This is a genomic window from Rhodococcus sp. FH8 (assembly GCF_019266085.1).
In the GTDB taxonomy this organism is placed as follows: domain Bacteria; phylum Actinomycetota; class Actinomycetes; order Mycobacteriales; family Mycobacteriaceae; genus Rhodococcus_F; species Rhodococcus_F qingshengii.
In genome coordinates, this window is record NZ_LPNQ01000073.1 from 161627 (window position 1) to 184624 (window position 22998).

The 22998-nt window shown below is 62.9% G+C and carries 22 protein-coding genes; 7 read left to right on the plus strand and 15 right to left on the minus strand.

Annotated elements, in window-relative coordinates; all coding sequences use genetic code 11:
* Positions 1 to 68: 68 nt before the first annotated feature.
* The 4 genes from infB to rimP all read right to left on the minus strand — a co-directional run bounded on the left by infB (position 69) and on the right by rimP (position 5166).
* Positions 69 to 3014 carry a translation initiation factor IF-2 gene (gene infB / locus ATN38_RS19230; protein ID WP_030535614.1) on the minus strand — a complete coding sequence of 982 codons (2946 nt, stop codon included), beginning with the start codon at positions 3012 to 3014 and terminating at the stop codon, positions 69 to 71.
* Between the two features lie 108 nt (positions 3015 to 3122).
* On the minus strand, positions 3123 to 3473 hold the full coding sequence (locus ATN38_RS19235; RefSeq protein WP_019748063.1) for a YlxR family protein: 351 nt from the start codon (positions 3471 to 3473) through the stop codon (positions 3123 to 3125).
* Positions 3474 to 3517: 44 nt separating this feature from the next.
* Positions 3518 to 4549: a transcription termination factor NusA gene (gene nusA, locus ATN38_RS19240; protein WP_003942738.1), complete on the minus strand. Its 1032-nt coding sequence runs from the start codon at positions 4547 to 4549 to the stop codon at positions 3518 to 3520.
* Positions 4546 to 5166: a ribosome maturation factor RimP gene (rimP, locus tag ATN38_RS19245; RefSeq protein WP_050655155.1), complete on the minus strand. Its 621-nt coding sequence runs from the start codon at positions 5164 to 5166 to the stop codon at positions 4546 to 4548. Before rimP ends, nusA begins: the two co-directional genes overlap by 4 nt.
* A 271-nt stretch (positions 5167 to 5437) precedes the next feature.
* On the opposite strand from rimP, the gene ATN38_RS19250 reads away from it, so the two are divergent.
* Positions 5438 to 5887 carry a hypothetical protein gene (locus ATN38_RS19250; protein ID WP_042450877.1) on the plus strand — a complete coding sequence of 150 codons (450 nt, stop codon included), beginning with the start codon at positions 5438 to 5440 and terminating at the stop codon, positions 5885 to 5887.
* Complete coding sequence (locus ATN38_RS19255) at positions 5884 to 6339, plus strand: ferritin-like domain-containing protein (RefSeq protein WP_058226297.1); 456 nt, start codon at positions 5884 to 5886, stop codon at positions 6337 to 6339. The genes ATN38_RS19250 and ATN38_RS19255 overlap by 4 nt, the downstream gene beginning before the upstream one ends.
* A gap of 51 nt (positions 6340 to 6390) precedes the next feature.
* On the opposite strand, the gene ATN38_RS19260 is transcribed toward ATN38_RS19255, so the two are convergent.
* Positions 6391 to 7815 (minus strand): MFS transporter, encoded by a 1425-nt coding sequence (locus ATN38_RS19260; protein WP_215515860.1) that lies wholly within the window; start codon positions 7813 to 7815, stop codon positions 6391 to 6393.
* A gap of 83 nt (positions 7816 to 7898) precedes the next feature.
* Here ATN38_RS19260 and ATN38_RS19265 point away from each other — a divergent pair, with 83 nt between their 5' ends.
* The 3 genes from ATN38_RS19265 to ATN38_RS19275 all read left to right on the plus strand — a co-directional run bounded on the left by ATN38_RS19265 (position 7899) and on the right by ATN38_RS19275 (position 9955).
* A complete protein-coding gene (locus tag ATN38_RS19265) occupies positions 7899 to 8534 on the plus strand; it encodes a TetR/AcrR family transcriptional regulator (protein ID WP_218748390.1) in 636 nt (211 codons plus the stop codon).
* 93 nt (positions 8535 to 8627) lie between these two features.
* Positions 8628 to 9125, plus strand: a complete 498-nt coding sequence (locus tag ATN38_RS19270; RefSeq protein WP_007735030.1) for a nuclear transport factor 2 family protein — start codon at positions 8628 to 8630, stop codon at positions 9123 to 9125.
* The gene (locus ATN38_RS19275) at positions 9122 to 9955 is read left to right on the plus strand and encodes an SDR family NAD(P)-dependent oxidoreductase (RefSeq protein ID WP_003942723.1); all 834 of its coding nucleotides are present in this window, start codon (positions 9122 to 9124) and stop codon (positions 9953 to 9955) included. The genes ATN38_RS19270 and ATN38_RS19275 overlap by 4 nt, the downstream gene beginning before the upstream one ends.
* Here ATN38_RS19275 and ATN38_RS19280 read toward each other — a convergent pair.
* Together ATN38_RS19280 and ATN38_RS19285 are read right to left on the minus strand one after the other, a co-directional pair.
* A complete protein-coding gene (locus ATN38_RS19280) occupies positions 9917 to 10873 on the minus strand; it encodes a DMT family transporter (RefSeq protein WP_218748427.1) in 957 nt (318 codons plus the stop codon). The two genes, ATN38_RS19275 and ATN38_RS19280, sit on opposite strands and share 39 nt — an antisense overlap.
* 91 nt (positions 10874 to 10964) lie before the next feature.
* Positions 10965 to 12260, minus strand: coding sequence for an aromatic acid/H+ symport family MFS transporter (locus ATN38_RS19285; protein WP_065352923.1), 1296 nt, complete (start codon positions 12258 to 12260; stop codon positions 10965 to 10967).
* A gap of 159 nt (positions 12261 to 12419) precedes the next feature.
* On the opposite strand from ATN38_RS19285, the gene ATN38_RS19290 reads away from it, so the two are divergent.
* Positions 12420 to 12845, plus strand: coding sequence for a pyridoxamine 5'-phosphate oxidase family protein (locus tag ATN38_RS19290; RefSeq protein WP_003942732.1), 426 nt, complete (start codon positions 12420 to 12422; stop codon positions 12843 to 12845).
* A gap of 75 nt (positions 12846 to 12920) precedes the next feature.
* On the opposite strand, the gene ATN38_RS19295 is transcribed toward ATN38_RS19290, so the two are convergent.
* The 5 genes from ATN38_RS19295 to ATN38_RS19315 form a co-directional block, all read right to left on the minus strand.
* Positions 12921 to 13700 (minus strand): nuclear transport factor 2 family protein, encoded by a 780-nt coding sequence (locus ATN38_RS19295; RefSeq protein WP_030535621.1) that lies wholly within the window; start codon positions 13698 to 13700, stop codon positions 12921 to 12923.
* Positions 13697 to 15427, minus strand: a complete 1731-nt coding sequence (locus ATN38_RS19300; RefSeq protein WP_007735018.1) for an acyl-CoA dehydrogenase family protein — start codon at positions 15425 to 15427, stop codon at positions 13697 to 13699. Before ATN38_RS19300 ends, ATN38_RS19295 begins: the two co-directional genes overlap by 4 nt.
* A 58-nt stretch (positions 15428 to 15485) precedes the next feature.
* Entirely contained in the window at positions 15486 to 16145 is a 660-nt protein-coding gene (locus ATN38_RS19305) for a rhomboid-like protein (RefSeq protein ID WP_007735016.1), read from the minus strand.
* A 22-nt stretch (positions 16146 to 16167) separates the two neighbouring features.
* Positions 16168 to 16839, minus strand: a complete 672-nt coding sequence (locus ATN38_RS19310; RefSeq protein WP_042450748.1) for an O-methyltransferase — start codon at positions 16837 to 16839, stop codon at positions 16168 to 16170.
* A gap of 79 nt (positions 16840 to 16918) precedes the next feature.
* Complete coding sequence (locus ATN38_RS19315) at positions 16919 to 18664, minus strand: proline--tRNA ligase (protein WP_042450750.1); 1746 nt, start codon at positions 18662 to 18664, stop codon at positions 16919 to 16921.
* Between the two features lie 55 nt (positions 18665 to 18719).
* Between ATN38_RS19315 and yaaA the strand changes: the two genes are divergently transcribed.
* The gene (gene yaaA / locus ATN38_RS19320) at positions 18720 to 19463 is read left to right on the plus strand and encodes a peroxide stress protein YaaA (protein WP_007735009.1); all 744 of its coding nucleotides are present in this window, start codon (positions 18720 to 18722) and stop codon (positions 19461 to 19463) included.
* 12 nt (positions 19464 to 19475) lie between these two features.
* On the opposite strand, the gene ATN38_RS19325 is transcribed toward yaaA, so the two are convergent.
* The 3 genes from ATN38_RS19325 to ATN38_RS19335 all read right to left on the minus strand — a co-directional run bounded on the left by ATN38_RS19325 (position 19476) and on the right by ATN38_RS19335 (position 22995).
* Positions 19476 to 20984 carry a YdiU family protein gene (locus ATN38_RS19325; protein WP_051649759.1) on the minus strand — a complete coding sequence of 503 codons (1509 nt, stop codon included), beginning with the start codon at positions 20982 to 20984 and terminating at the stop codon, positions 19476 to 19478.
* Between the two features lie 35 nt (positions 20985 to 21019).
* Positions 21020 to 21448: a CBS domain-containing protein gene (locus ATN38_RS19330; RefSeq protein ID WP_007735005.1), complete on the minus strand. Its 429-nt coding sequence runs from the start codon at positions 21446 to 21448 to the stop codon at positions 21020 to 21022.
* Between the two features lie 80 nt (positions 21449 to 21528).
* Positions 21529 to 22995 (minus strand): MFS transporter, encoded by a 1467-nt coding sequence (locus ATN38_RS19335; protein WP_042925809.1) that lies wholly within the window; start codon positions 22993 to 22995, stop codon positions 21529 to 21531.
* Positions 22996 to 22998 lie beyond the last annotated feature (3 nt).

Genomic DNA, 22998 nt, shown 5'->3' on the forward strand with positions numbered 1-22998 from the left:
TCAAGTCCGGAAGAGTCCATGTCAGCTAGTACTCACGTGCGTCCGCCCCAACGCCCGTGTCGACATAATCAGTCGCGCGGCTTCTCGCGAAGCTCGTAGCACTCGAGAACGTCACCGATCTTGATATCGGAATAGGTGACGGTCAAACCACATTCGTAGCCTTCGCGAACCTCGGTAGCGTCTTCCTTCTCCCGCTTGAGCGAGGAGATGGTGACCGTCTCGGCGATGACCTTGCTGTCGCGGATGAGACGTGCCTTGGCGTTGCGACGGATGCTGCCCGACGTGACCAAGCAACCGGCAATGTTGCCGATCTTGGACGAACGGAACATGGCGCGGATCTCTGCCTTGCCCAGCTCGACCTCTTCGTACACCGGCTTGAGCAGACCCTTGAGTGCCTTCTCGACCTCGTCGATGGCCTGGTAGATCACCGAGTAGTAGCGAATGTCGACGCCCTCGCGGTTCGCCAGCTCCGTTGCCTTGCCTTCGGCGCGGACGTTGAAGCCGATGATGATCGCGTTGGACGCAGCAGCCAGGTTGACGTTGGTCTCCGTGATGCCACCGACACCGCGGTCGATGACGCGCAACTGCACCTCGTCGTCGATCGGAATTCCGAGGAGAGCCTCTTCGAGGGCCTCCACGGTTCCCGAGTTGTCACCCTTGAGGATCAAGTTCAGCTGTGAATGTTCCTTCAGAGCTGCATCGAGATCGTCGAGGCTGATGCGCTTACGACTCTTCGCTGCAAGCGCGTTGCGCTTACGTGCGTTGCGACGGTCCGCGATCTGACGAGCGATACGGTCCTCGTCGACCACGAGCAGGTTGTCGCCTGCACCGGGGACCGACGTGAAGCCGATGACCTGGACCGGACGTGAAGGCAGTGCCTCGTGGACGTCCTGACCGTGCTCGTCCACCATGCGGCGGACGCGGCCGTAAGCATCGCCGGCAACGATCGAGTCGCCGACCCGCAGCGTTCCGCGCTGAATGAGCACGGTAGCGACGGGGCCGCGGCCACGGTCGAGGTGCGCCTCGATGGCAACACCCTGCGCGTCCATGTCCGGGTTGGCGCGCAGATCCAGGGAAGCGTCGGCCGTCAACAGCACTGCTTCGAGCAGTGCGTCGATGTTGAGACCCTGCTTCGCCGAGATGTCGACGAACATGGTGTCTCCGCCGTATTCCTCGGCCACCAGTCCGTACTCGGTGAGCTGCTGCCGGATCTTGTCCGGGTTCGCGCCTTCCTTGTCGATCTTGTTCACCGCGACCACGATCGGCACGTCGGCCGCCTGGGCGTGGTTGATCGCTTCCACCGTCTGCGGCATGACGCCGTCGTCGGCTGCGACAACAAGGATCGCGAGGTCGGTGGCCTTGGCACCACGAGCACGCATGGCCGTGAAGGCCTCGTGACCGGGGGTGTCGATGAACGTCACGAGACGCTCGTTGCCCTCGAGCTCGGTCAGCACCTGGTAGGCACCGATGTGCTGCGTGATGCCGCCGGCTTCGCCCTCACGGACATTCGCCTTACGGATCACGTCGAGCAGACGGGTCTTACCGTGGTCGACGTGGCCCATGACGGTGACCACAGGCGGACGGGACTCGAGGTCCTCTTCTCCGCCGGCGTCCTCGCCGTAGGTGAGGTCGAAGCTGTCGAGCAGCTCGCGATCCTCGTCCTCCGGGCTGACGACCTGCACGACGTAGTTCATTTCGCCGCCGAGCAGCTCCAGCGTCTCGTCGTTGACCGACTGAGTTGCCGTGACCATCTCACCGAGGTTGAACAACGCCTGCACGAGTGCTGCGGGGTTCGCGTCGATCTTGTCCGCGAAGTCCGACAGAGATGCGCCGCGAGCGAGACGGATGGTCTCGCCGTTGCCGCGTGGCAGCCTGACGCCGCCGACTGCGGGAGCCTGCATGCTTTCGTACTCGGCGCGCTTCGCCCGCTTCGACTTACGTCCACGGCGAACTGCTCCGCCGGGACGACCGAATGCACCTGCCGCTGCGCCGCGCTGACCGGGACGGCCACCGCCGCCGGGACGACCGCGGAATCCACCGGCCGGAGCTGCTCCACCGGGAGCACCTGCACCAGCACCGGCGCCGGGAGCGCCGCCACCGCGGTATCCACCGCCGCCGCCACCCGGACGACCACCGGGAGCGCCACCGGGACGACCCGGACGTCCGCCGCCACCGGGCGCGGGACGAGCGGAACGAGCAGGCATTGCACCCGGGTTCGGGCGAGGAGGCATGGAGCCGGGGCTGGGACGGGGTCCGCCCTGACCTGCAGGCGGACGGGGTCCACCCTGACCGGGAGCCGGACGGGGACCGCCCTGACCCGGAGCCGGACGAGGTCCACCCTGACCCGGAGCCGGACGGGGACCGCCCTGACCCGGAGCCGGACGAGAACCGCCCTGACCTGCGCCCGGACGCGGTGCGCCGGGAGCCGGACGAGGTGCCGGACGCTCGGCGGGTGCCGAGGAGTACGGGTTGTTACCGACGCGAGGTGCCTTCGGTCCCGGACGCGGTCCGCCGGGCTTTGCGCCGGTGGACGGTGCGGCCGGAGCCGCGGGGGCTGCCGGTGCCGACGCTGCGGGAGCAGCCGGAGCCGGACGTGCCGGCTGTGCTGGTTTCGGAGCGTTGAACGTCGGGGTGGGGACCGGCGCTGACGGTGCTGCCGGAGCAGCGGCTGCGGGAGCCGCGGGGGCTGCCGGGGCCGGAGCTGCGGGAGCAGCCGGTGCGGGTGCGGCCGGCTTGGGGCCGGGACGCGGTGCGCCAGGCTTTGCAGCCGACGGCGACGGTGCGCCGGGCTTTGCCGCGGGGCGAGCCGCCGGAGCGGCTGCGCCGGTCTCGGACTTGGTTTCTGCTCCGCCTGCCGACGGGAATGACTCCCGCAGACGACGGGCGACGGGCGCCTCCACTGTGGATGACGCAGACTTCACGAACTCGCCTTGCTCCTTGAGCGTTGCGAGTAGTTCCTTGCTGGTGACACCGAGTTCTTTAGCCAACTCGTGCACGCGGGCCTTGCCTGCCACTGCTCTCCTCACTGATGAGGTCGAGCAGGAGGCATCCCACAGATGTGGGTCCCGCACGACCTCGGGTTATCGCCGATGGACGTTCATCGTTGGTGCTTCACGGTGTGCTCATGAGTGCTTGTGCCTGTTCTTCTCGAGAGGTACTGCTTTTGTGTGAACTGCGTCGACCAGCTGGTCGACAGCGGACGTGTCCAGATTTCCGGACACTCGCAGTGCTCTGCTGAATGCTCGGCGCCGCTCTGCCAGGCTCAGACAACTCGGATCCAGGTGCAGCCATGCACCTCGACCGGGGAGTCTTCGCGATACGTCGGGGACGAGCGGGGAACCCTCCGGCCCCTGCTCACCAACCACGACCCTCAACAGATCGACAGCCGACCCTTGTTCCCTGCATCCCACACACGTTCTGACCGGCGAACCGGGTTTCACGCGCGCAGAATCCGAGGACTCACGTCGAACCATTGTCCACTCTACCGCCGAACCGTCTCGATCACTGCATTCCACTGTTATCCGTTGGACGTGGCGGGCCGGTCGGACGCGTCGCCAACGGGTGCCGCATCGCTCCGAATGTCGATACGCCAACCCGTCAACCGCGCAGCCAGGCGGGCATTTTGACCCTCTTTTCCGATGGCCAACGAAAGCTGGAAATCGGGCACGATGACACGGGCCGCACGAGCCTCGGGATCGACGACAGTGACGGAGACCACTTTCGACGGGGAAAGTGCGTTGCCCACAAACGTCGCGGGATCTTCGTCGAAGTCGATGATGTCGATCTTCTCCCCCGCGAGTTCGCTCATGACGTTGCGGACGCGCTGACCCATCGGGCCGATGCATGCACCCTTTGCGTTGAGCCCCTGCACACGTGAGGCAACGGCGATCTTGGAACGATGTCCCGCTTCGCGCGCGACGTTGATGATCTCGACGCTGCCGTCCGCGATCTCTGGAACCTCGAGTGCGAACAACTTGCGAACCAGGTTCGGGTGGGTCCGCGAGAGGGTGATCTGTGGGCCGCGGGCTCCGCGAGCAACTCCGACGACGTAGCACTTGATGCGCTCACCGTGCTCGTAGTTCTCGCCGGGAACCTGTTCTGCAGGCGGCAACAATCCCTCGGCGCCATTGGATTCGCTGCCGATTCGGACGACGACCATTCCGCGGGAATTCGCACGCGTGTCACGCTGAATGACACCACCGACGATTTCACCCTCATGGGTCGAGAACTCACCGAAACTGCGCTCGTGCTCGGCGTCGCGCAGACGCTGCAGGATGACCTGGCGTGCGGTGGTCGCCGCGATGCGTCCGAATCCCTCGGGAGTGTCGTCCCACTCCTCACCGATCATGTTGCCGTCGGCATCGGTGTCGTGCGCCATCACTCGCACCGAACCGGTCTTGATGTTGACATCGATCCGAGCGTTCTGCTTGTGCCCCTCGGTGTGGCGGTACGCCGTCAGCAGCGCGGTCTGGATCGTGGCGATCACAGTTTCGATCGAGACACCTTTTTCGGCTTCGATCGCTCGCAACGCTGCAATGTCGATATTCACTTGTCGAACCCTTCTTCGTTTTCTACGTCTTCTAATTCTGCTTCGTCGTCTTCGACACTGTCCACGCCCGAGTCCTCGGTGAGGTCAACCGCATCCGAAGGAACTGCGCGCCCCTCCGGGATGCCGCCCGCGAGTTCCAACTCCGCCTCACTGGGCTTCGAGAACTCCACCTGAACTACAGCCTTTTGAACGTCGCCCAGTGCAATCTCGCGCACGGTCAGTCCGCCACGGCCACCGATGACAACTGCCACGGAATCGTCGTTCATCGTTCCGATACGGCCCACCACGGTCTCGCCGGCCAGATCGATTCGCGCTTTACGTCCGCGAGCCCGACGCCAGTGACGATCGAGCGTCAGTGGGCGGTCAATTCCCGGGGAGGTCACCTCGAGGGTGTACGGCGTTTCACCGATTTCCTCGAGGGTGTCGAAAAGTTCCGAAACGAGTCTGCTGATCTCCGCGGCGGCATCGAGCTCGATCCCGGCATCGCTGTCGACCATGATGCGCACCGCGCTGTGCTTGCCCGCACTGGTCACGACAACGTCGTCGACGTCGTAACCCTGGGCGTGCACGAGTTCGGAGATCAGCTCGATCACCCTCTCCCTGGATGGCACCGGCATCTCGCGAACTCCTCATTTCAGTTGTCGTCGATTGTCCGACTTGTGTCGACTGTCGACGTGGGCGGCTGCGAGCATGAAAAGACACCAGGTGCCACATGCTGCAAGCATCCAAGAGTACCGCTCATTGCGCGTCTCCGTGACCAGAGTGCCCGACGCACGTCACACTTGAACACGTGCCGCGGATTCGAACGATCGGCCGACCACCTGGCACGATGGACTGGTGCTGACGCCCATGACTACTACCCCACTCTCCCGGCGGAGTGCGCTCAAGATGACGGGAACAGCAGCGTTGGGCGCTGCTGCCTTCTCGTTGTCCGCCTGCACCGACAACGGCACAGCGGAGGCGGCTGCAGAAGTCGACCAGCTGACGGCCCAGGCCGATCGAGCCCGCTCCGACGCGGCAGCCGCAACCGCCGCCATCGCTCTTGCGCCGGACAAGTCGGCATCACTGACCACGATCAGCGCCGAACGCACAGCGCATGCACTCGAACTCGACGCCGAGATTGCGCGAGCAGCGGGCAGCGGCGCCGCTACGACCACAGCGCCCCCGTCGACCTCGGTCGCAAACGCTCCTACGGGCGTCGAAACCTTGAGTACCTCGCTGGCCGATTCGGCGCGCAGTGCCGCGGATCTCGCTCGGACGATGTCCGGCTATCGCGCGGGCCTGCTCGGTTCGATCAGCGCGTCGTGCTCGACTCAGGTTGCGGTGTTGCTTCCGTGATCATTTCGCACACCCGTCGATCCGAGAGTTCTGCCTTGCTGACCGCAATCGAATCAGAGAATGCCGCGATCTTCGCTTACGGAGTGGTTGCCGCGTTTTCGAATCCTGCCCGTGTCAACGAGGTTGCCACGCACACAGCAGCGCACCGCGCACGACGTGATGCGCTGGTTGCCCTGTCGACCGACGCGGGCGTGACCCCGCCGACAGCCGCGGCAGCTTACGAGATCCCGTTTCCGGTGACGGACGCCGTTACCGCGGCACAGCTGGCAGCACAGATCGAATCCGACACCGCCGTGACCTACCGGGCATTCGTCGAACAGGTCGATACCGACCAACTCCGCACGTTCGGAATCGACGGCCTGACCGATGCGGCTATCCGCGGCGCCGGATGGCGGTCCGCGCTGGGAACCGCTCCGGCCACCTCAGCGTTCCCGGGGGACCCGGCTTCGTAACTGCTGTGCGCCTTTATTAACCCCCGGCGGTTAATAAAGGCGCACAGCGGCTCAGGCCTTGCGATGCGAGGGCACGAACCACGCCGCGACCACGGCCACCAACACGAAGCAACCGCCGACGCGCAGTGCAGGTGTCAGCGCATCTCCGTACCCGAGTGGCGTGAGGGCACCGCCGGCGGCAAGGAAGACCGCAGTGAGAACCGCGATTCCCAGTGCAACACCGATCTCACGAAGCGTCGAGTTGGTCGAACTGGCCGTTCCGTGATCAGGCTCGTCCATGTCGACGAGTACCGCCGTCGAGCTCGGCGCGAAGGTCAAGCCCATGCCGATTCCCGCCATCAGTAGAGCCGGAACCAGCGACCCGTACGTCACGTCGGGACCGATCAACGCTGCCAACCAGAACAATGCTCCGGCCTGGAGCAACAGACCGGTCAGCAGAAGCGAACGGAGCCCGACCTTCGGCGCCAGAAAACCGGCGAGAGGCGCGAAGATCATCGGCGCTGCCGTCCACGGAAGCGTCCGCAAGCCTGCTTGGAACGGGCTGTAGCCCATCACGATCTGGAGGTACTGCGAGAGCAGGAACACCGCCCCGAAAATTCCGATCGAGAAGGTCAAGCCGATGACGTTCGCCATCGAGAAGCTGCGTGAGCGGAACAGACGTAGGGGCATGACCGGATGCGAGGTCTTCATCTCGCGAAAAACGAACAGTGCCAACGCGACTGCGGAACCGACCAACGACGCAACTACTCCAAGCGACCCCCAGCCCTCGTCGTTGCCGTGAACGATCCCCCACACCGCCAGGAACACACCGAGTCCGGCGAGTGCGACACCGGGAAGGTCGAGAGGCTGTGTGCGACCGGTCGATTCACGCAACGCATACAACGCGAGAGGAACAGCGACGATCGCAACCGGCACGTTGATCCAGAAGATCCCCTGCCACGAGAACCCGTCGACTACCGCTCCACCGACCACGGGACCCATCGCGATCCCCAGGCCGGAGACGCCACCCCACACGCCGATTGCCATGGCACGCTTGGCTTCCGGTACCGCTGCCACGAGGAGAGTGAGTGAGAGCGGCATGATCGCGGCAGCGCCGGCGCCCTGAAAAGCTCGGGCCGCGATCAGCAGGCTTGGTGTCGTCGACAACGCCGAAGCAATCGACGCCGCCGTGAACAGCCCGATCCCGAATACGAACATCTTGCGGCGCCCCCACCGATCGCCGAGCGTCGTCGCCGAAAGCATCAGCGTCGCAAAGCAGAGCGTGTACGCATTCATGAACCACTGAAGTTGCCCGACGGACGCATTCAGCTCCTTCTCGATCACCGGCAGCGCGCTCGTCATCACGAGGTTGTCGAGGGTGGCCATGAACATGGGCAGAGAGGCAGCAACCATCGCTATCGCGATCGGAACCTTACGTCCTCCACTGCTTTCCGACCCGGATGCGGCGTCCGATCCGGACTTCGTCAAAACGGTCATCGTGATTCCTCGAGTGAAGGTGCCTTAAGGCATCGAATGATTACTTAGGTCGAAACTAAGCTATCCGGTGATAACGTGTCAACATGTCGATCGGTGCAGCTGAACCACGTACCCGCAGGATGAGCGCACCGGAACGTCGCGCGTTGGTCCTTGCCGCGGCAACGCGAGCATTCGCAAAGGGTGGATACTCGGGGACCAGTACGGACGCCGTCGCCAAGGAAGCCGGTGTCTCGCAGCCCTACGTCGTGCGCATGTTCGGAACCAAGGCAGATTTGTTCCACGCAGTGTTCACGCGCGCGCTCGACGAAATCGTCCGCACCTTCAACGACAAATTGGATACGGTCACGATCGATCCGAGCAATCCGCAGTTCTGGGCCGAACTCGGATCCGCCTACGGCGAGCTGGTTCTCGACCGAGATCTACTGCTTGTCATGTTGCACGGCTTCGCCACCAGCACCGATGATGTCGCCGCCGTCTCCCGGAACGCCATGTCCGGCATCTACACCTTGCTGCGCGAGCGCACCGGTTGCACACCCGAGCAAGCGCGTTTGTTCATCGCGAACGGGATGCTGATCAACAGTCTGCTCGCAATGATGGCGCCCGAACACGCCGAAGAAGATCCAGCCCTCGGCGAGCTCTGGGGCAGCGTCTTCAGCGACTCGACTGCGATCACGCTCACCGGCGACGAATCCTCGAGCGAAACCGACACCGATTCCTGACCGGTCACTGGGAAAAACTACACACATGTGACTGAGGACACCCTACAGTCGATCCGACATGTCTCCGGGAAACCCAGACGAAAAGGACCGACGTTGGATCTCGCACAACGCCTCGACGCGCTCGAACAGATCGAGGAAATCAAGAAGCTCAAGCACGGCTACTGGCGAGCATGTGATGCCAAGGATCCAGTTGGGTTCCGCAACAGCTTCATCCGTTCCGGAGCGTCGATCGACTACGGCCGCCTCGGCGCCTTCGACGACGCGGGGCCGATGGCGGACATCTTCGAGAAGATCGCTCTTCGCAAGGTCGACGGCCGGTACGCGGTCCTCGACATGCATCACGGATTGCATCCCGACATCACACTGACCTCGGAGACGTCGGCGGTGGGGCGATGGGCTCTGCAGTTCCGCCAGATCGACACCGTCGGGCGCACCGAGAAGTTGATGACCGGCGAATACGACGACAAGTACGTGATCGAGGACGGTATGTGGAAAATGAGTCAATGCCATTTCACGGAGACGTGGTCGATCACCACTCCCCTTTCCCCGGACGCTGACATCGCCGAGGGTTCGTTGGGTGGGCCGCGATGACGACGAACGGAAAAGTTGCGCTCGTAACCGGTGCCAGCCGGAGCGTCGGCAAGGGCATTGCCCTCGCGCTGGGAAGCGACGGATGGACGGTGTACGTGACGGCCCGAGGAACCGTCGGCGACGACGGCCCACTCGATCGCACCGCAGCCGAGATCACCGAGCGCGGTGGTCACGGCATTGCCGTGCAGTGCGATCACGCCGACGATCAACAGATCGTCGACCTGTTTGCACGCATCGCCGAGGAACAGTCAGGCCGCCTCGATCTTCTGGTCAACAACGTCTGGGCAAACCCGGCGGGTTATGCAGGCTTCGCCGATCCGTTCTGGAAGAGGCCGATCGACGATTGGGATTCGCTGATCGGAATCGGACTGCGCGCCCACTACGTTGCTTCGGTGGAAGCGGCGAAGTTGATGGTTCCCCGGGGCAGTGGAGTGATCGGCAACATCTCGTCGTTCGGCACCCGCGGGTACCTGCACTCTGTGCTGTACGGGATGTCGAAGGCAGGTTTGGACAAGATGGCCGCGGACATGGCTGTCGAATTGAAGGGGACCGGCGTCACCGCACTTTCCTTCTGGCTCGGGTTGATCCGCAACGAGCGGATGGAGGCGAGTGGGATCGAGAGCTTCGAAGGCTTCTCACTGGCCGAGGCCGAAACCCCGGAATTCGTCGGCCAAGTCATCACTGCATTGGCCAACGATCCAGAAGTGAACGCGCGCAGCGGTCACACACTGATCACCGCCGAGACGGCCGTCGAGTACGGAATCACCGACGCCAACGGGAAACAACCGGCGTCACACCGCAGTGCCTTCGGTGGCGGCCCGCTTTTCTGATTCATCAGTAGCAGTGGTCGCGTCGCGTGCCGGCACAGCACGCGGCGCTGCCACTCGCGCCTTCAGGGCAAGCCAGGCACACCCGATGACGACGACACCGCCGGCCAAAATCGAGGGTGACAACGTCTCACCGAGTATCAGCGCCGACCAGGCAATGCTGAGCACCGGTTGAACCAACTGTGTTTGGCTCACAGTGGAAATGGGACCGATCGCCAGACCCCGGTACCAAGGAAAGAACCCGAGAAACATACTCACGCATCCCAGGTAGGCAAACGAAAGCCACGAATTCACATCGGCAGAGACCGGAGCCTGGGCCATGGACGCCACCGTCAACGCAATCGTGACCGGCAGTCCGAGAATCAACGCCCAGGCAATCGTCTGCCACGACCCGATCTCGCGGGCCAGCAACGCACCTTCCGAATATGCCAGCGCTGCACACACCACCGCGGCGAACAGAAGAAGATCAGCGAGATGAAACGAGCCGAGTCCGCCGTTTGCAATCGCCACGAACCCTACGACCGATACCGCGCCGGCGGCGCTTGCCCACCAGAATCCCTTACTGGGACGCTCTTTTCCTCGGACGACCGCAAATACCGCGGTCGCAGCGGGAAGTAGCCCGATCACGACTGCCGCGTGACTCGCCGGCGATGTCTGCAACGCAAACGTGGTGAACAGTGAAAACCCCAGTACCGCACCAACAGTCACGAGTGCGATGCGCAACCACTGCCGAAGCGTCGGAAGCGTCGCGCGAGTAACCGACAGCATCACAATCGCAAGGGCCCCGGCAACGACGGCGCGGCCCGCACCGACGAACAGGGGGTCGAGATCCGCGACGGCGACCCGCGTGAGCGGAACGGTGAACGAGAACGCCAGCACACCGAGCAAGCCCCACCACAAACCGGATCGAGACGATGGCATCGGTAGCGGTTCCTGCGGCGCGACGATAGCGCTACTCTTCATACTCATGTTTTACGATAGCAGTAGCACGCCAACCAGCGAAACTGGTATTTCAGATGCGCACCCGTGTGCAGGAGATCGAAATTGCTCCGAGCAGTCCGACGAGCGCGAAAGCGTAGAAGCCCCACGGCACGGCGTAACCCGCACCCAGGAGGACTCCGCCCAGGATCGGGCCACAGATCGCACCGACCCGGCCGACACCTGCCGACCATCCGAGCGCGGTCGCGCGAATCTGAGGTGGGTGATTGGCGCTCGTGAAGGCGTAGACCAGTACCTGCGCACTGAACACGAAGCATCCGGCGAGGAAGACCATCACGTAGATTCCGAACGACACCTTCACACTCAGAAGCGCCAGGAACAGTGCAGCTCCGGCGAACCACACGATGGCTGCAGTCCGCGGGCCGATCTTGTTCGCGACGCCCCCGGCGATCAACAGCCCGACGACGGCGCCGGCATTGAGGATCAGAAGGAACGTCAACGACGCCCCGAGGTTGTAACCGGCCTCACGCATGATCGTCGGAAGCCATGTGTTCAATCCGTAGACGAGCAGCAAGCCCATGAAACTGGTGATCCAGATGGCGATGCTGTTGCGCAGGAACTTCGAAGAGAACAGTGCGCGAACGGGATTGGCGGCTTCGGCGCGCTCAACTTCGGACGTGGGCGCAATCTCGAGTTCGACTCCGTAACGGGCAGCGATTTCCTCGGCTTCGGCACGCTTTCCGTGAGCGAGAAGGTACGACGGGGATTCCGGCAGATACCGCAACATGAGTGGAATCAGGGCGACGGCAGGAAGTGCGCCGACAACGAACATCGCTCGCCAACCGAAAGGTTCGATCACGACGAGCGCCAGCGCTGCGGTGGCAACGGCGCCGACGTGGTAGCCGGTCATCAGCATGGTCGACGCAGATCCACCGCCTTGTTTCTTCGAGAATTCGTTGACCAGAGCCAATGCCGTCGGTAGGGCGCCACCCAGCCCCACACCGGCAAGGAAGCGCAGCAGCCCGAAGATGAACGGATTGGGCGCAATTGCGCACAACAGAGTCAGAATCGAGAATGCGGCAACGGCGTACAGCAGCGCGCGGCGTCGACCGATGACGTCGGTGAGAGTGCCGATGACGAGGGCGCCGATGGTCATGCCGATGAGCCCGAAGGTCGAGATCATCGTGATCGTGCCGGTACTCAAACCCCACGCGTCGTAGTCGAGAAGCGAAGGAATGACCGCGCCGAGTACGACCAGGTCGAATCCGTCCAGAAGCACTGCGATCCAACACAACGGTGCTACCCACATTGCGGCACGCGCCCCAGGCGAACCGGTGGTTGAACTCGACTGCGTATGCGGTGCGGTCATCGGATCCTCGACATTCACTGCTTGTGGGCGTTCGCGACCGGTTGGGATCCAGTAGTTCGGATCGAAACGTGTTCGCATTGCGAACGCCTGTTCATAATGAGCACATCGATTGTGTACGGAGTCACAACGCCATGTCAAACGTCGCGGTAATCTCGAGGAATGGCACTCTCCGAAAATGAGCGTGAACAGTTCCTGGCCGAACCCCACATCGGGGCGCTGTCCGTGGCGGACGGCACCGAGCGCGGTCCGTTGACCGTCCCGATCTGGTACCTGTACTCACCCGGTGGCAAACCATGGATCCTCACGGGCAAGGATTCGCGAAAGGCACGACTCATCGAGTCGGCCGGGCATTTCTCGTTGATGGCCGAAAGGCTCGATCCGACAATCCGTTACGTCAGCGTCAGCGGATCCGTCGACAAGATCGTTCCGGGCACCGACGAGATGCTGGTCGAAGTCTCGCGGCGTTACCTGGCTCCGGACAAGGTCGACGGGTATCTCGAATTCGCGCGATCGCAGTTGGGCGAACAGGTAGCGATCTACATGAATCCGCAGCACTGGCTGTCTGCGGATCTTGGGGCGATCTGACAATTCTCAGAAAAGCGAAGGCTCGGCGCGCCGGAGTGGCGCGCCTAGCCTGACCTGCATGTGGAGGGCTCTATGTCAGCTCTCGGTGAAGAAACGCACCCGATTGAGTCGATGACCGCTCGCCTCGAAGCCGAATAATGCGATGGCCGGTTCCCCGCACACGATGACGCTCGCCGTCACGGTGCGACCGGCAACCAGCATCTTGCTCTTCGTCACGCCGGTGAGCAGAGCGTTGACATCAGCGTTGGACAACTGCGTCCCCGCCGGAAGCTCGACGGGTACCGGCGGCGTTCGGCCGACAGCGGCCGCATCGAGGAACCGCGACGCTGCCTTCTTGCCTTTGTCTCCGACGCCGAAGATGCCGCGCGAGAACCCGAGCGCCCCGCCGATCCCCTGGTTCGAGAGCAACTGCGGCGTCAACTTCGCGGCCGCCTTCACCCCCGCCACACCAGCAGTCGCGAGCTGGCTCAACATCGTCGCCAATTCCCAATGCGCATAGAGGGTTCCGATCCGCAAGGAATCGGGCTCCCCCACCAAGTCGTAGCGCAAGTGCATCGGAACGTCGAGAACGACTCCGGTCGACATCTCGGTAGCGAGGCTCAGATCGCGCCACACCGTCCGGCCGCACACGATGTCGCGCTCGACATGGAAGGTGATCGAATTGGGGGCGATGAACGTGTCGTAGAAACTCTCGATCGCCGCCTGACCGTTGTGCGGACGTGAACCTACAGGGTCGTTGACCTGTCCGTCGCCGGCAAACAGGGCCACCCAGGTCGAGCGGTCATGCGCGCCGACGGCTTTCGGGGATCCCTCCACGACGGCCATCAACTGCTCGCGCGTCACCGGCGCGGTCACGCGCGCATCTCGTATGCACCGTCGTACGCCTTGACCTGCTGCCACACCCGGTCGAAGCGTTCACTGTCGACAACAGGCTTCCGCACCGCGGCCAGGGCCCATTTCTGCTGCTCGGGTGTCGACGACGGCTTTCCGTGCAGCGCGATCGCGTATCCCGAGAAGTCACGAATCTGGAAGTCGAAGATCTGATCGACAACGTCGGCGTCGAGCCCGCTGATCTCGGCCTGTTCGAGAATCAGATGACCGTAGACGACGAGAGAGAACAGGTGCCCGACGTTGAGCATGAAATCGAGATCCTTCTGCTGCTGCGCGTCCGGCGCTGCAGCAGTGAGCAATTCGGTGAGCGCGATCGCCTGCTCGTAAAAACGGGCGACGTTCGGAATCGAAGAGTGCTTCTCGTAGACGGGCTTCCACTCGTGGAACTGAATCTTCGCAGCGCCGCGGGTAGGCCCCTGGTTCCAGAAGAACTCGTCGTCGGCGGCGTCGTCGCGCGTGACGATCTCCGGGAACTGCGCCGAGTTGAACAGATAGTTCGGCAAGAACTTGAGAATCAGGCCGACGTTGACGTGGACGGTGCCCTCGAGCTTGGGCAGCGTGCCGATCATCTGCGCTGCCTCGCGGAAGTACGTGGACTTCTCGTATCCCTTGGCTGCGATCACATCGTGCAGCAACCCGACCACCTTCTCACCTTCGGAGGTGACCTTGGCCTTGGTCATGGGATTGAACAGCAGGTAGCGACGGTCCTCGAGGCTGGCGCTGCGGAAGTAGTCGACCGCCCGCGCACTGAACTGCTTCATCGCGATCAGACGTGAGTACGCGTCGACGAAGGCGGCGCGAACGTGGGCGAAATCCGTGACGGGATTGCCGTACAGAATTCGATTCTGCGCGTGAGTGATTGCCTCGAAGAACGCATGCTCGGTGATGCCGATGGAGCCGGTGCAGAGGTTGAACTTTCCGACGTTGACCGTGTTGAGCGCGGCCTCGAATGCGGCGACGCCGGTGTGCAGAATGTCTTCCTCGCGCACCGGGTAATCGTCGAGGCGGAAATTGCTGACATACATCTGCCCGCGCAGGACGTTGTCCACGAGCTGATAGTTCGGATGTGCACTGTCGGCGACAAAGAACACGTAGCCTTCGGGGCCCTCGACGTCGGTACGACGCCCGAACACAGACACCATTCCGGCTACGTTGCCGTTTCCGATGTAGTACTTCTCGCCGCTCGCGCGGAAGGCGACGTCGCCGTCGGTGGGAGTGAGGAGCATGTCGGTGGAGTACACGTCGGCGCCGTGGTCGCGCTCGGACAGCCCGAACGCCATGACACCACCGTCGGCAAGTTCCTGCGCTGCACGCTTCTTCGCAGCGTCGTTGTCACTCATCCAGATCGGTCCGAGTCCGAGGATCGTGACCTGCCACGCGTACCAGTACGCCAGCCCGTAGAAACCGAAGATCTCGCTCAGAGCTGCGTTGCGGGCACCGTCCCAACGACGGTTCTCGTCACCGTCGGCGAATGCCGCCGGAGTCTGGAACGTCGCGAACAACTTCTCCTTGCCGACGAATTCGAGAAAGTCGGAGACCCACACGGCGTCGAGGTCGTCCTGAAGAAGTTGCTTCTTGCCGCGGCTCTCGAACCATTCGATGGTGGCTCGCAGCAAACGGCGGGTCTCCGGATCGAACTGAGCTGGGTCGTAAGTATGGGGGTTGAAGAGCAATCCATCGGTGCCAGACACGTCATTACCTTTCGTCGATGACGCTAAACTACCAGCGGGTAACTTTCCGCGGTGCGATTCATGGAAGACCTGCGATTCTTCGCGAATGCCACAGGTCCATCGGATTCCACGTGCCGGCCCGAGCGCGCGTGATCGGGTAGCACGCCAACCCGAGCAACAACGCAGACATGTGGCCGATGGCGGTGAAATTGGTGGCGAAAATCAGGGGTACACCATAGAAGAGCAGCAACCCCGCGAGATAGATGTATCGCCACGGATCGACGATGCGGTACACCAGAATCCCCATGATGCCGGCCAGACCGTAGCTCACTCCCACGTCGAGAGTGTTGACCGCCGACTCCGCCACGTATCCGTGCCGAATACCTTCGTACAGAACACCTTCGCTGATGTACGTGGCTCCGACGTGGGCAATGACGACAACACACAACCACCGCCACGTCCCGAGCCAACGCTCAGCCGTTGCATGAAAGATGGTGAAGAGAACCAGGTATCCCAACCAACCGCCACCTTCGAGCCAGAAGGCACTCGAGAACAGGACTCGTAGCGGGTCTTCGGCCAGGTGATGCAGATTGGTCGAGCGCTTGCCGAGAAAACGCTCCTCGACATTGTCAGGCAGATGCCGCAGGAACAGTGTGGTGAACAGCAGGGCCAGCAACCAGACGTAGGTACCGGGAGCACTGCGCACCCATCGCCATGCCGCCTTTGCTGCCCCCAGCATCCTCACCGCTTCGAGTCTGCGCTCACTCGTTCACTACTGCAACGGCAAACCCGTCCCATCCCTTCGAACCCACGGTTTGAATGGCGGTGCCGTCGAGTTTCGGCTCGGCCGCGATCATCTCCAACACCGCTCGACTCGCTTTGACGCGCTCGTCGTCGATATCCGGGTTGGACACATGTCCCCCACGCACCACGTTGTCCACGATGATGACGGTTCCGGGATGCGAAAGGGCCAACGCCCACCGCACGTACTCGGTGTTGTTCTCCTTGTCGGCGTCGATGAAGACCAAGTCGAAAGGTCCCAACTCTTCTTTCGCGATCAACGGGAGACTGTCGAGCGCAGCGCCGACGCGGATGTCGACACGGTCAGCCAGTTCGGCACGCTCGATATTCGCCCGAGCGACATCCGCATGGGTGGGATCGAATTCCAGCGTGATGACCTGGCCCGAGGGACCGACCGCGCGAGCGAGCCAGATCGTGCTGTATCCGCCGAGCGTTCCGATCTCGAGAACATTGCGCGCCAAGCACATTCGCGCCAGAAGGTTGAGGAGCTTGCCCTGGTTCGGCGCCACGTCGATGGGCGGGAGACCTGCCTCGGAATTGGCGGCGAGTGCCGCGTCGAGAACCGGATCTTCACCTACCAACGTGGAAACGAGATAGCCGTCGACTTCTGCCCAATCCGGTTCGCGTTCCATAGCCACGATTGTGGCAGAAAAGAAGGGCCGCCGCAGACACCTCGGAAGGTGACTGCGGCGGCCCGGACAGCTATTCGAATCAGCCGCGAACTGCGGCGATGATCTCCTCGATCGCTGAATTGGCGTCGATCTCACGGCTCTCGCCGGTGAAGCGGTCGCGAATCTCGACCTTGCCGTCGGCCCAACCACGGCCGACGACAACGATCAGCGGAACACCGATCAGCTCGGAGTCCTTGAACTTCACGCCCGGCGATGCCTTGCGGTCGTCGAGGATCACTTCGAGTCCCGCGCGGTCGAGCTGCGCGGCGAGGCCTTCGGCGCCTTCGCGAGCGGTCTCGTCCTTGTTCGCAATGACGAGGTAAACGTCGGCCGGTGAGACCTCAGCGGGCCAACGCAGACCCTTCTCGTCATGGTGCTGCTCGGCAATGACGGCCACCAGACGCGAGACGCCGACGCCGTACGAACCCATGGTCGGGCGGACGGGCTTGCCGTTCTCGGCGAGGACGTCGACGGTGAAGACGTCGGTGTACTTGCGGCCGAGTTGGAAGACGTGCCCGATCTCGATACCGCGAGCCGAGACCAGCGTGCCGGCTCCATCGGGAGAGGCGTCGCCGTCACGAACCTCGGCGGCTTCGATGGTTCCGTCAGGGGTGAAGTCGCGACCGGCAACGAGGCCGACCACGTGCTTGCCGTCTTCGTCGGCGCCGGTGATCCAGCTGGTGCCGTCGACGACGCGCGGGTCGACAAGGTAGCGAACTCCGTTGGCCTGCAGCGCCTTCGGGCCGATATAACCCTTGGCCAGGAACGGGTTGTTCTTGAAGTCGGTCTCGGTGATCATCACGAACTCGGCCGGCTCCAGCGAAGCCTCGAGGCGCTTTTCGTCGACCTCACGGTCGCCGGGGATGCCGATGCCGAGAAGTTCCCATTCGCCGCCGGGCAGGCGGGTCTTGACCATGATGTTCTTGAGAGTGTCGGCGGCGGTCACGGTACGGCCGAGATCAGCGCCGTTCGCCCAGTCCACCAGGGTGTCGATGGTGGGTGTGTTCGCGGTGTCGTACACCTTGGCTTCGGGCAGCCCGTCAAACGGAATCGAGTCGGGAACAACAGTCTTGACGGCCTCGACGTTGGCGGCGTAGCCGGATTCGAGGCAGCGCACGTAGGTGTCTTCGCCGATCTCGCTCTCGGCAAGGAACTCCTCGGACGCGCTGCCGCCCATCGCACCGGAGGTCGCCGAGACGATGACGTACTTGACGCCCAGACGCGTGAAGATCTTCTCGTAGGCACCGCGATGCGCCTGGTACGACTCCGTCAGGCCTTCGTCGGTCAGGTCGAAGGAGTAGGAATCCTTCATGAGGAACTCGCGGCCACGCAGAATGCCGGCACGCGGACGCTCTTCGTCGCGGTACTTGGTCTGCACCTGGTACAGGGTGACCGGGAAGTCCTTGTAGGAGTTGTACTCACCCTTGACCGTCAGAGCAAAGAGCTCCTCGTGGGTCGGGCCGAGCATGTAGTCGTTGCCCTTGCGGTCCTTGAGGCGGAACAGGTTGGGGCCGTACTCGGTCCAGCGGTTCGACGCTTCGTAGGGATCGCGCGGGAGCAGCGCAGGCAGCAGGATTTCCTGGCCGCCAATGGCATTCATTTCTTCGCGGACAACACGCTCAACCTCGCGCAGCACCCGCAATCCCAGCGGCAACCACGAGTAGACGCCTGGAGCGATACGACGAACGTAGCCGGCACGAACCAGCAGTTTGTGGCTGGCAACTTCGGCGTCCGAGGGATCGTCACGCAGGGTACGCAGGAACAGGTGGGACAGACGGGTAATCACGAGGTGTAAGGATAGTCGCCGCAGTCGGCCGAGCGGGCCTCGGTACGGTTACAGCGTGCTTGTACTGCTGCCTCCCTCAGAAACCAAGTCCGACGGCGGCAAGGATGCGCCCCTCGATCTGGCCGAACTGTCGATGCCACAGTTGACCGAAACGCGCGAATTGCTGGTTCAGACGCTGGTCGATCTGGCCGCTGACGTCGAGGCGTCGTGCGAAGCGCTCGGGCTCGGTCCGACGCAAGCAGACGAAGTGGAACGCAACGCCAAGCTGTGGGTGTCCGCGACGCGGCCCGCGCTGCAGCGCTACACCGGGGTGCTCTTCGACGCCCTCGACGCCAAGTCGTTCACCCGTGCCCAGAAGGCCAAGGCTCTCGATCGGATCGCGATCGGCTCCGCTCTGTTCGGTGCAGTCCGTGCGGGAGATCTGATCCCCGCCTACCGCCTTTCCGGCGGGTCCAAGCTGCCCGGGATGGGCACGCTCCGCTCACTGTGGAAGCCGGAGTTGCCGAAGGCCTTGGCGGCCGAAGCCGACGGCCTTGTCATCGATCTACGGTCCGGCACCTACCAAGACCTCGGACCTGTTCCGGACGCACTGATCGCAACGGTCCTCACCGAGAAGCCGGACGGTACCCGGACGGTGGTCAGTCACTTCAACAAGCACCACAAAGGTCTGCTCGCCCGTGCGCTGGTGGTCTCGCGTGCCGAACCGACCGACATCAAGGGTGTTGCGCGGGTGGCGTCGAAGGCGGGCTTGCGCGTCGAAATCGCGTCGGAGCGTGAATTGATCATCCTGACGGATTGATGGCTTCGTCTGTCAAGTGCCACAGAAGGTTTGGAATGTTTCGCTGAAAGACTGCGGAGCCGCCTCGGTGTAGTCAGCCCACTCGTCGCGTCGGTCGAAAGGATGCGTGACAACCTCCAGCAGCTTCTCGAATGGAGCGAGGTCGCCGTCGGTCGCGGCGCGCAGGGCAGCGTCGAGCCGATGATTACGCGGAATGTACAGCGGGTTGACGCGATCCATCGCGCTCGCGGTCTCCGCGGCCCCGTGTCCGTTTTCGGTCAGGGCTCCCTGCCACCGCTGCAACCAGGGCGCGATGTGCTCCCGTGGCACGAGGTTGTCGAGAGGCACCGAATTTCCGCGCAATTCGTCGGCGAGAGCGCGGAAACTGCCCGTCCAATCAGCACCGTGTTCCGCCAACAACGTCAGCAGATCGTCGACGAGCGCCCGATCGACAAACGGCTGGGCCAGACCCAGCTTTGCCGCGAGACCGGCCGCGTAGTGACCCTCGTAGCGCTCGTCGAAGGTCTCGAGAACTGCTGACGCCGCGGAAATTGCTTCGTCGGGTGTGGAATCGATCAGTGGCAACAGTGTTTCTGCCAAGCGCGCCAGGTTCCACTTCAGTACAGCGGGCTGATTGCCGAATGCATAGCGGCCCCCGTGGTCGATCGAGCTGAACACTGCCGCCGGATCGAACGCGTCGAGGAAGGCGCACGGACCGTAATCGATGGTCTCCCCCGAAATTGTCGTGTTGTCGGTGTTCATGACCCCGTGCACGAAACCGATGAGCATCCACCTCGCCACCAGTGATGCCTGCGCCTCGACCACTGCCTCGAGGAATTTCAGGTAGCGATTGTGTGTACCCGTTGCCGGAAGTTCGGTCAGCTCCGGATAGTGCCGGGCAATCGCGTAATCGGTGAGCGGCTGCAAGACCTCGCCCTGCCGGGCCGCGAACTCGAAGGTCCCAACGCGTAGGTGACTCGACGCGATCCGTGCAAGCACGGCACCGGGTTCTGCGCCGTTGCGGCGAACGTCTCGGCCCGTCGCCACCACCGACAGCGCGCGCGTAGTGGGGACACCGAGGGCATTCATCGCCTCGCTGACGAGATATTCGCGCAGCATCGGCCCTACGACCGCATACCCGTCGCCGCCCCGAGAGAACGGTGTGCGCCCGGAGCCTTTCAGATGCAAGTCCACTCGCTGCCCGGCACTGCTGACGAGTTCGCCGAGTAACAACGCCCGACCGTCTCCGAGAATTGGTGCATACCCACCGAACTGATGACCCGCATACGCCATCGCCACCGGTGTGGCCCCGACCGGCACCGTCGACCCGGACAGGACGCCGATCCCGTCCACACTTCGCAGCGCTGCTACGTCCAATCTCAACGACGCAGCCAGCTGCTCGTTCACCACGAGCAACTGCGGGTCAGGGGCGGCAGCACCTTGCCACGGCACCGTCAGAGCGCCGAGTTCGTCGGCGAACGTGCTCTCGAGGCCGGCCACGATGGTGACCGTGTCTGCTGTGGATTCCTGGAATGCGGCCATCACACGAGAGTAGTCACCGTGCGACAACCTATCGATCAGCCCTGATCGATGTACGACTCGAGCTGATCGCGTTCGCTCTTGAGCTCGTCGATGCGGCTCTTCACCACGTCACCGATACTGACGATGCCGAGGAGGTTGCCGTCCTCGATCACCGGCAGATGCCGGATTCGACGCTCGGTCATGATCGCGGCAATGCTGTCCACTGCGTCTGCCGGAACACACGTGTACATCAGAGCGGTCATGACCTCGGAAACCTGGATCCCGAGAAGGTCCGGGCCACGCTCGTGCAGGCGTCGAACGACATCGCGTTCGGAGATGATGCCGACCACCGCGTCGTCGTCGACCACCACCATGGCTCCGATGTTGTGGCGGGCAAGATCGCACAGCAGCCCGTTGACCGTCGTGTGGGCGTCGATCGTGACGATGCTGTTGCCCTTGTTTCGCAATATGTCCGCGATCCGCATCACGGCACCCCGATCCGTCGAGACTCTCGGCACGTCCTGCAACGATCGTAACGGCTAGCGAAGCGGAAAAACAGGACTGATCAGGCGATTCCCTGAGCTGCCTTCTCCGCAGCCTGTGCCTGGGCCACCTGAGCGGGAGTGAATTTGATGAACAGCGCAGAGATCGCGGCCAGCGCCGCGAAAATCGCGCAACCGAAGAGCGCGAAGACATAGCCTTCGCTCAGCGCTGACAGCTGCGCGGGCGTCATATCTGCAGCGACTCCGCTCACGCCGCCGAGCGAGAGGGTCCGGGACGTCGCCATCGCCCCCACGATCGCCAGTCCGACCGGACCGAAAAGTACCTGAGCAACCTGTGCAATCGCGGTCAATGGCCCGATGTCCTGTGGGCCCACGCCAGCAATAGCACACAGCGGGAGGGGAACGACGGCCAAACCCACACCGAAGCCGATTCCCACGACGAGGACAAACAGGTTGCCCATATAGGTGGTCGTCTCGTCCAAGGTCGACCCGTACAGGAGTCCCACGAACGTCAGCAGCGAACCCGTCACGATCAGCCATCGCGCCTGTACGCGAACTGCAAGTTTGGACGCGACGAATGCTGCCGCTCCCAGCCCGAATGCAAAGGGCACGAACGCGAGACCTGCGTGGAGCGGGCTGTATCCGAGGATGTCCTGGACGAAGAGCGCCACGAACGGCGCCAACGAAAACATCACGGCACCTATCAACGCGAGTGAAATGAACGTGAAGACGCGGTTTTTGTTCTTGAAGAGGCTGAACGGCAGCAGTGGATTCTCGGCGCGCCGTTCGACCAGTAGGAAGACGACGAACAGCGCGACTCCGCCGACGAGAGCACCCAACACTGCAGGGCTGGTCCAACCCATCTCGGGACCTTCGGTGAATCCGAAGACGATTCCGGTACAGCCCACAGTGGCAAGAATTGCCCCTGGCACATCCAACTTCAGTCGCTCGGCTCCAGTTTCGACCAGGGCCTTGAATGCAAAACCGATGATCATCAGTCCAATGGGGACGTTGATCAGGAAGATCCACCGCCATGACACCTCGGTAAGTGCACCGCCGATGATCAATCCCGTCACCGAACCGATTCCGGTCATGGCGGCAAAGATCGCGATAGCCTGATTCCTGACGGGGCCGGGCGCAAACGTCGTCGCCACGAGAGCCAACGCCGTAGGCGAGGCGATTGCTGCACCGACGCCTTGAACTGATCTGGCCGCCACCAACATCGCTTCGTTGGTGGCCAAGCCGCATGCGAGGGAAGCAAGCGTGAACAAGATGACTCCGCTGAGGAACACCTTTTTTCGCCCGAAGGTGTCACCCAACCGGCCACCCAAGAGCATCAGTCCGCCGAAGGTCAATGCATACGAAGTGATGACCCAGTTCCGACCGGAGTCGCTGAGATCGAGATCCTCCTGGATCCGGGCCAAGGCCAACGACGCCACCGTGCCGTCGAGCACCATCATCAATTGCATACCGCTCAAGACGATGATCGCCAGTCCGAATGCCCGTGTCGCCACAGGGTACTTCGTCATGGT

What these genes read in the sequence shown, in the direction of transcription:
- ATN38_RS19235 (WP_019748063.1), bottom strand. Translation starts at nt 3,473, where the DNA reads ATGGTTCGACGTGAGTCCTCGGATTCTGCGCGCGTGAAACCCGGTTCG.
- rimP (WP_050655155.1), bottom strand. Translation starts at nt 5,166, where the DNA reads ATGCCGGTGCCATCCAGGGAGAGGGTGATCGAGCTGATCTCCGAACTC.
- ATN38_RS19250 (WP_042450877.1), top strand. Translation starts at nt 5,438, where the DNA reads ATGACGGGAACAGCAGCGTTGGGCGCTGCTGCCTTCTCGTTGTCCGCC.
- ATN38_RS19260 (WP_215515860.1), bottom strand. Translation starts at nt 7,815, where the DNA reads ATGACCGTTTTGACGAAGTCCGGATCGGACGCCGCATCCGGGTCGGAA.
- ATN38_RS19265 (WP_218748390.1), top strand. Translation starts at nt 7,899, where the DNA reads ATGTCGATCGGTGCAGCTGAACCACGTACCCGCAGGATGAGCGCACCG.
- ATN38_RS19275 (WP_003942723.1), top strand. Translation starts at nt 9,122, where the DNA reads ATGACGACGAACGGAAAAGTTGCGCTCGTAACCGGTGCCAGCCGGAGC.
- ATN38_RS19280 (WP_218748427.1), bottom strand. Translation starts at nt 10,873, where the DNA reads ATGCCATCGTCTCGATCCGGTTTGTGGTGGGGCTTGCTCGGTGTGCTG.
- ATN38_RS19285 (WP_065352923.1), bottom strand. Translation starts at nt 12,260, where the DNA reads ATGACCGCACCGCATACGCAGTCGAGTTCAACCACCGGTTCGCCTGGG.
- ATN38_RS19290 (WP_003942732.1), top strand. Translation starts at nt 12,420, where the DNA reads ATGGCACTCTCCGAAAATGAGCGTGAACAGTTCCTGGCCGAACCCCAC.
- ATN38_RS19305 (WP_007735016.1), bottom strand. Translation starts at nt 16,145, where the DNA reads ATGCTGGGGGCAGCAAAGGCGGCATGGCGATGGGTGCGCAGTGCTCCC.
- ATN38_RS19310 (WP_042450748.1), bottom strand. Translation starts at nt 16,839, where the DNA reads ATGGAACGCGAACCGGATTGGGCAGAAGTCGACGGCTATCTCGTTTCC.
- ATN38_RS19325 (WP_051649759.1), bottom strand. Translation starts at nt 20,984, where the DNA reads ATGGCCGCATTCCAGGAATCCACAGCAGACACGGTCACCATCGTGGCC.
- ATN38_RS19330 (WP_007735005.1), bottom strand. Translation starts at nt 21,448, where the DNA reads ATGCGGATCGCGGACATATTGCGAAACAAGGGCAACAGCATCGTCACG.
- ATN38_RS19335 (WP_042925809.1), bottom strand. Translation starts at nt 22,995, where the DNA reads ATGACGAAGTACCCTGTGGCGACACGGGCATTCGGACTGGCGATCATC.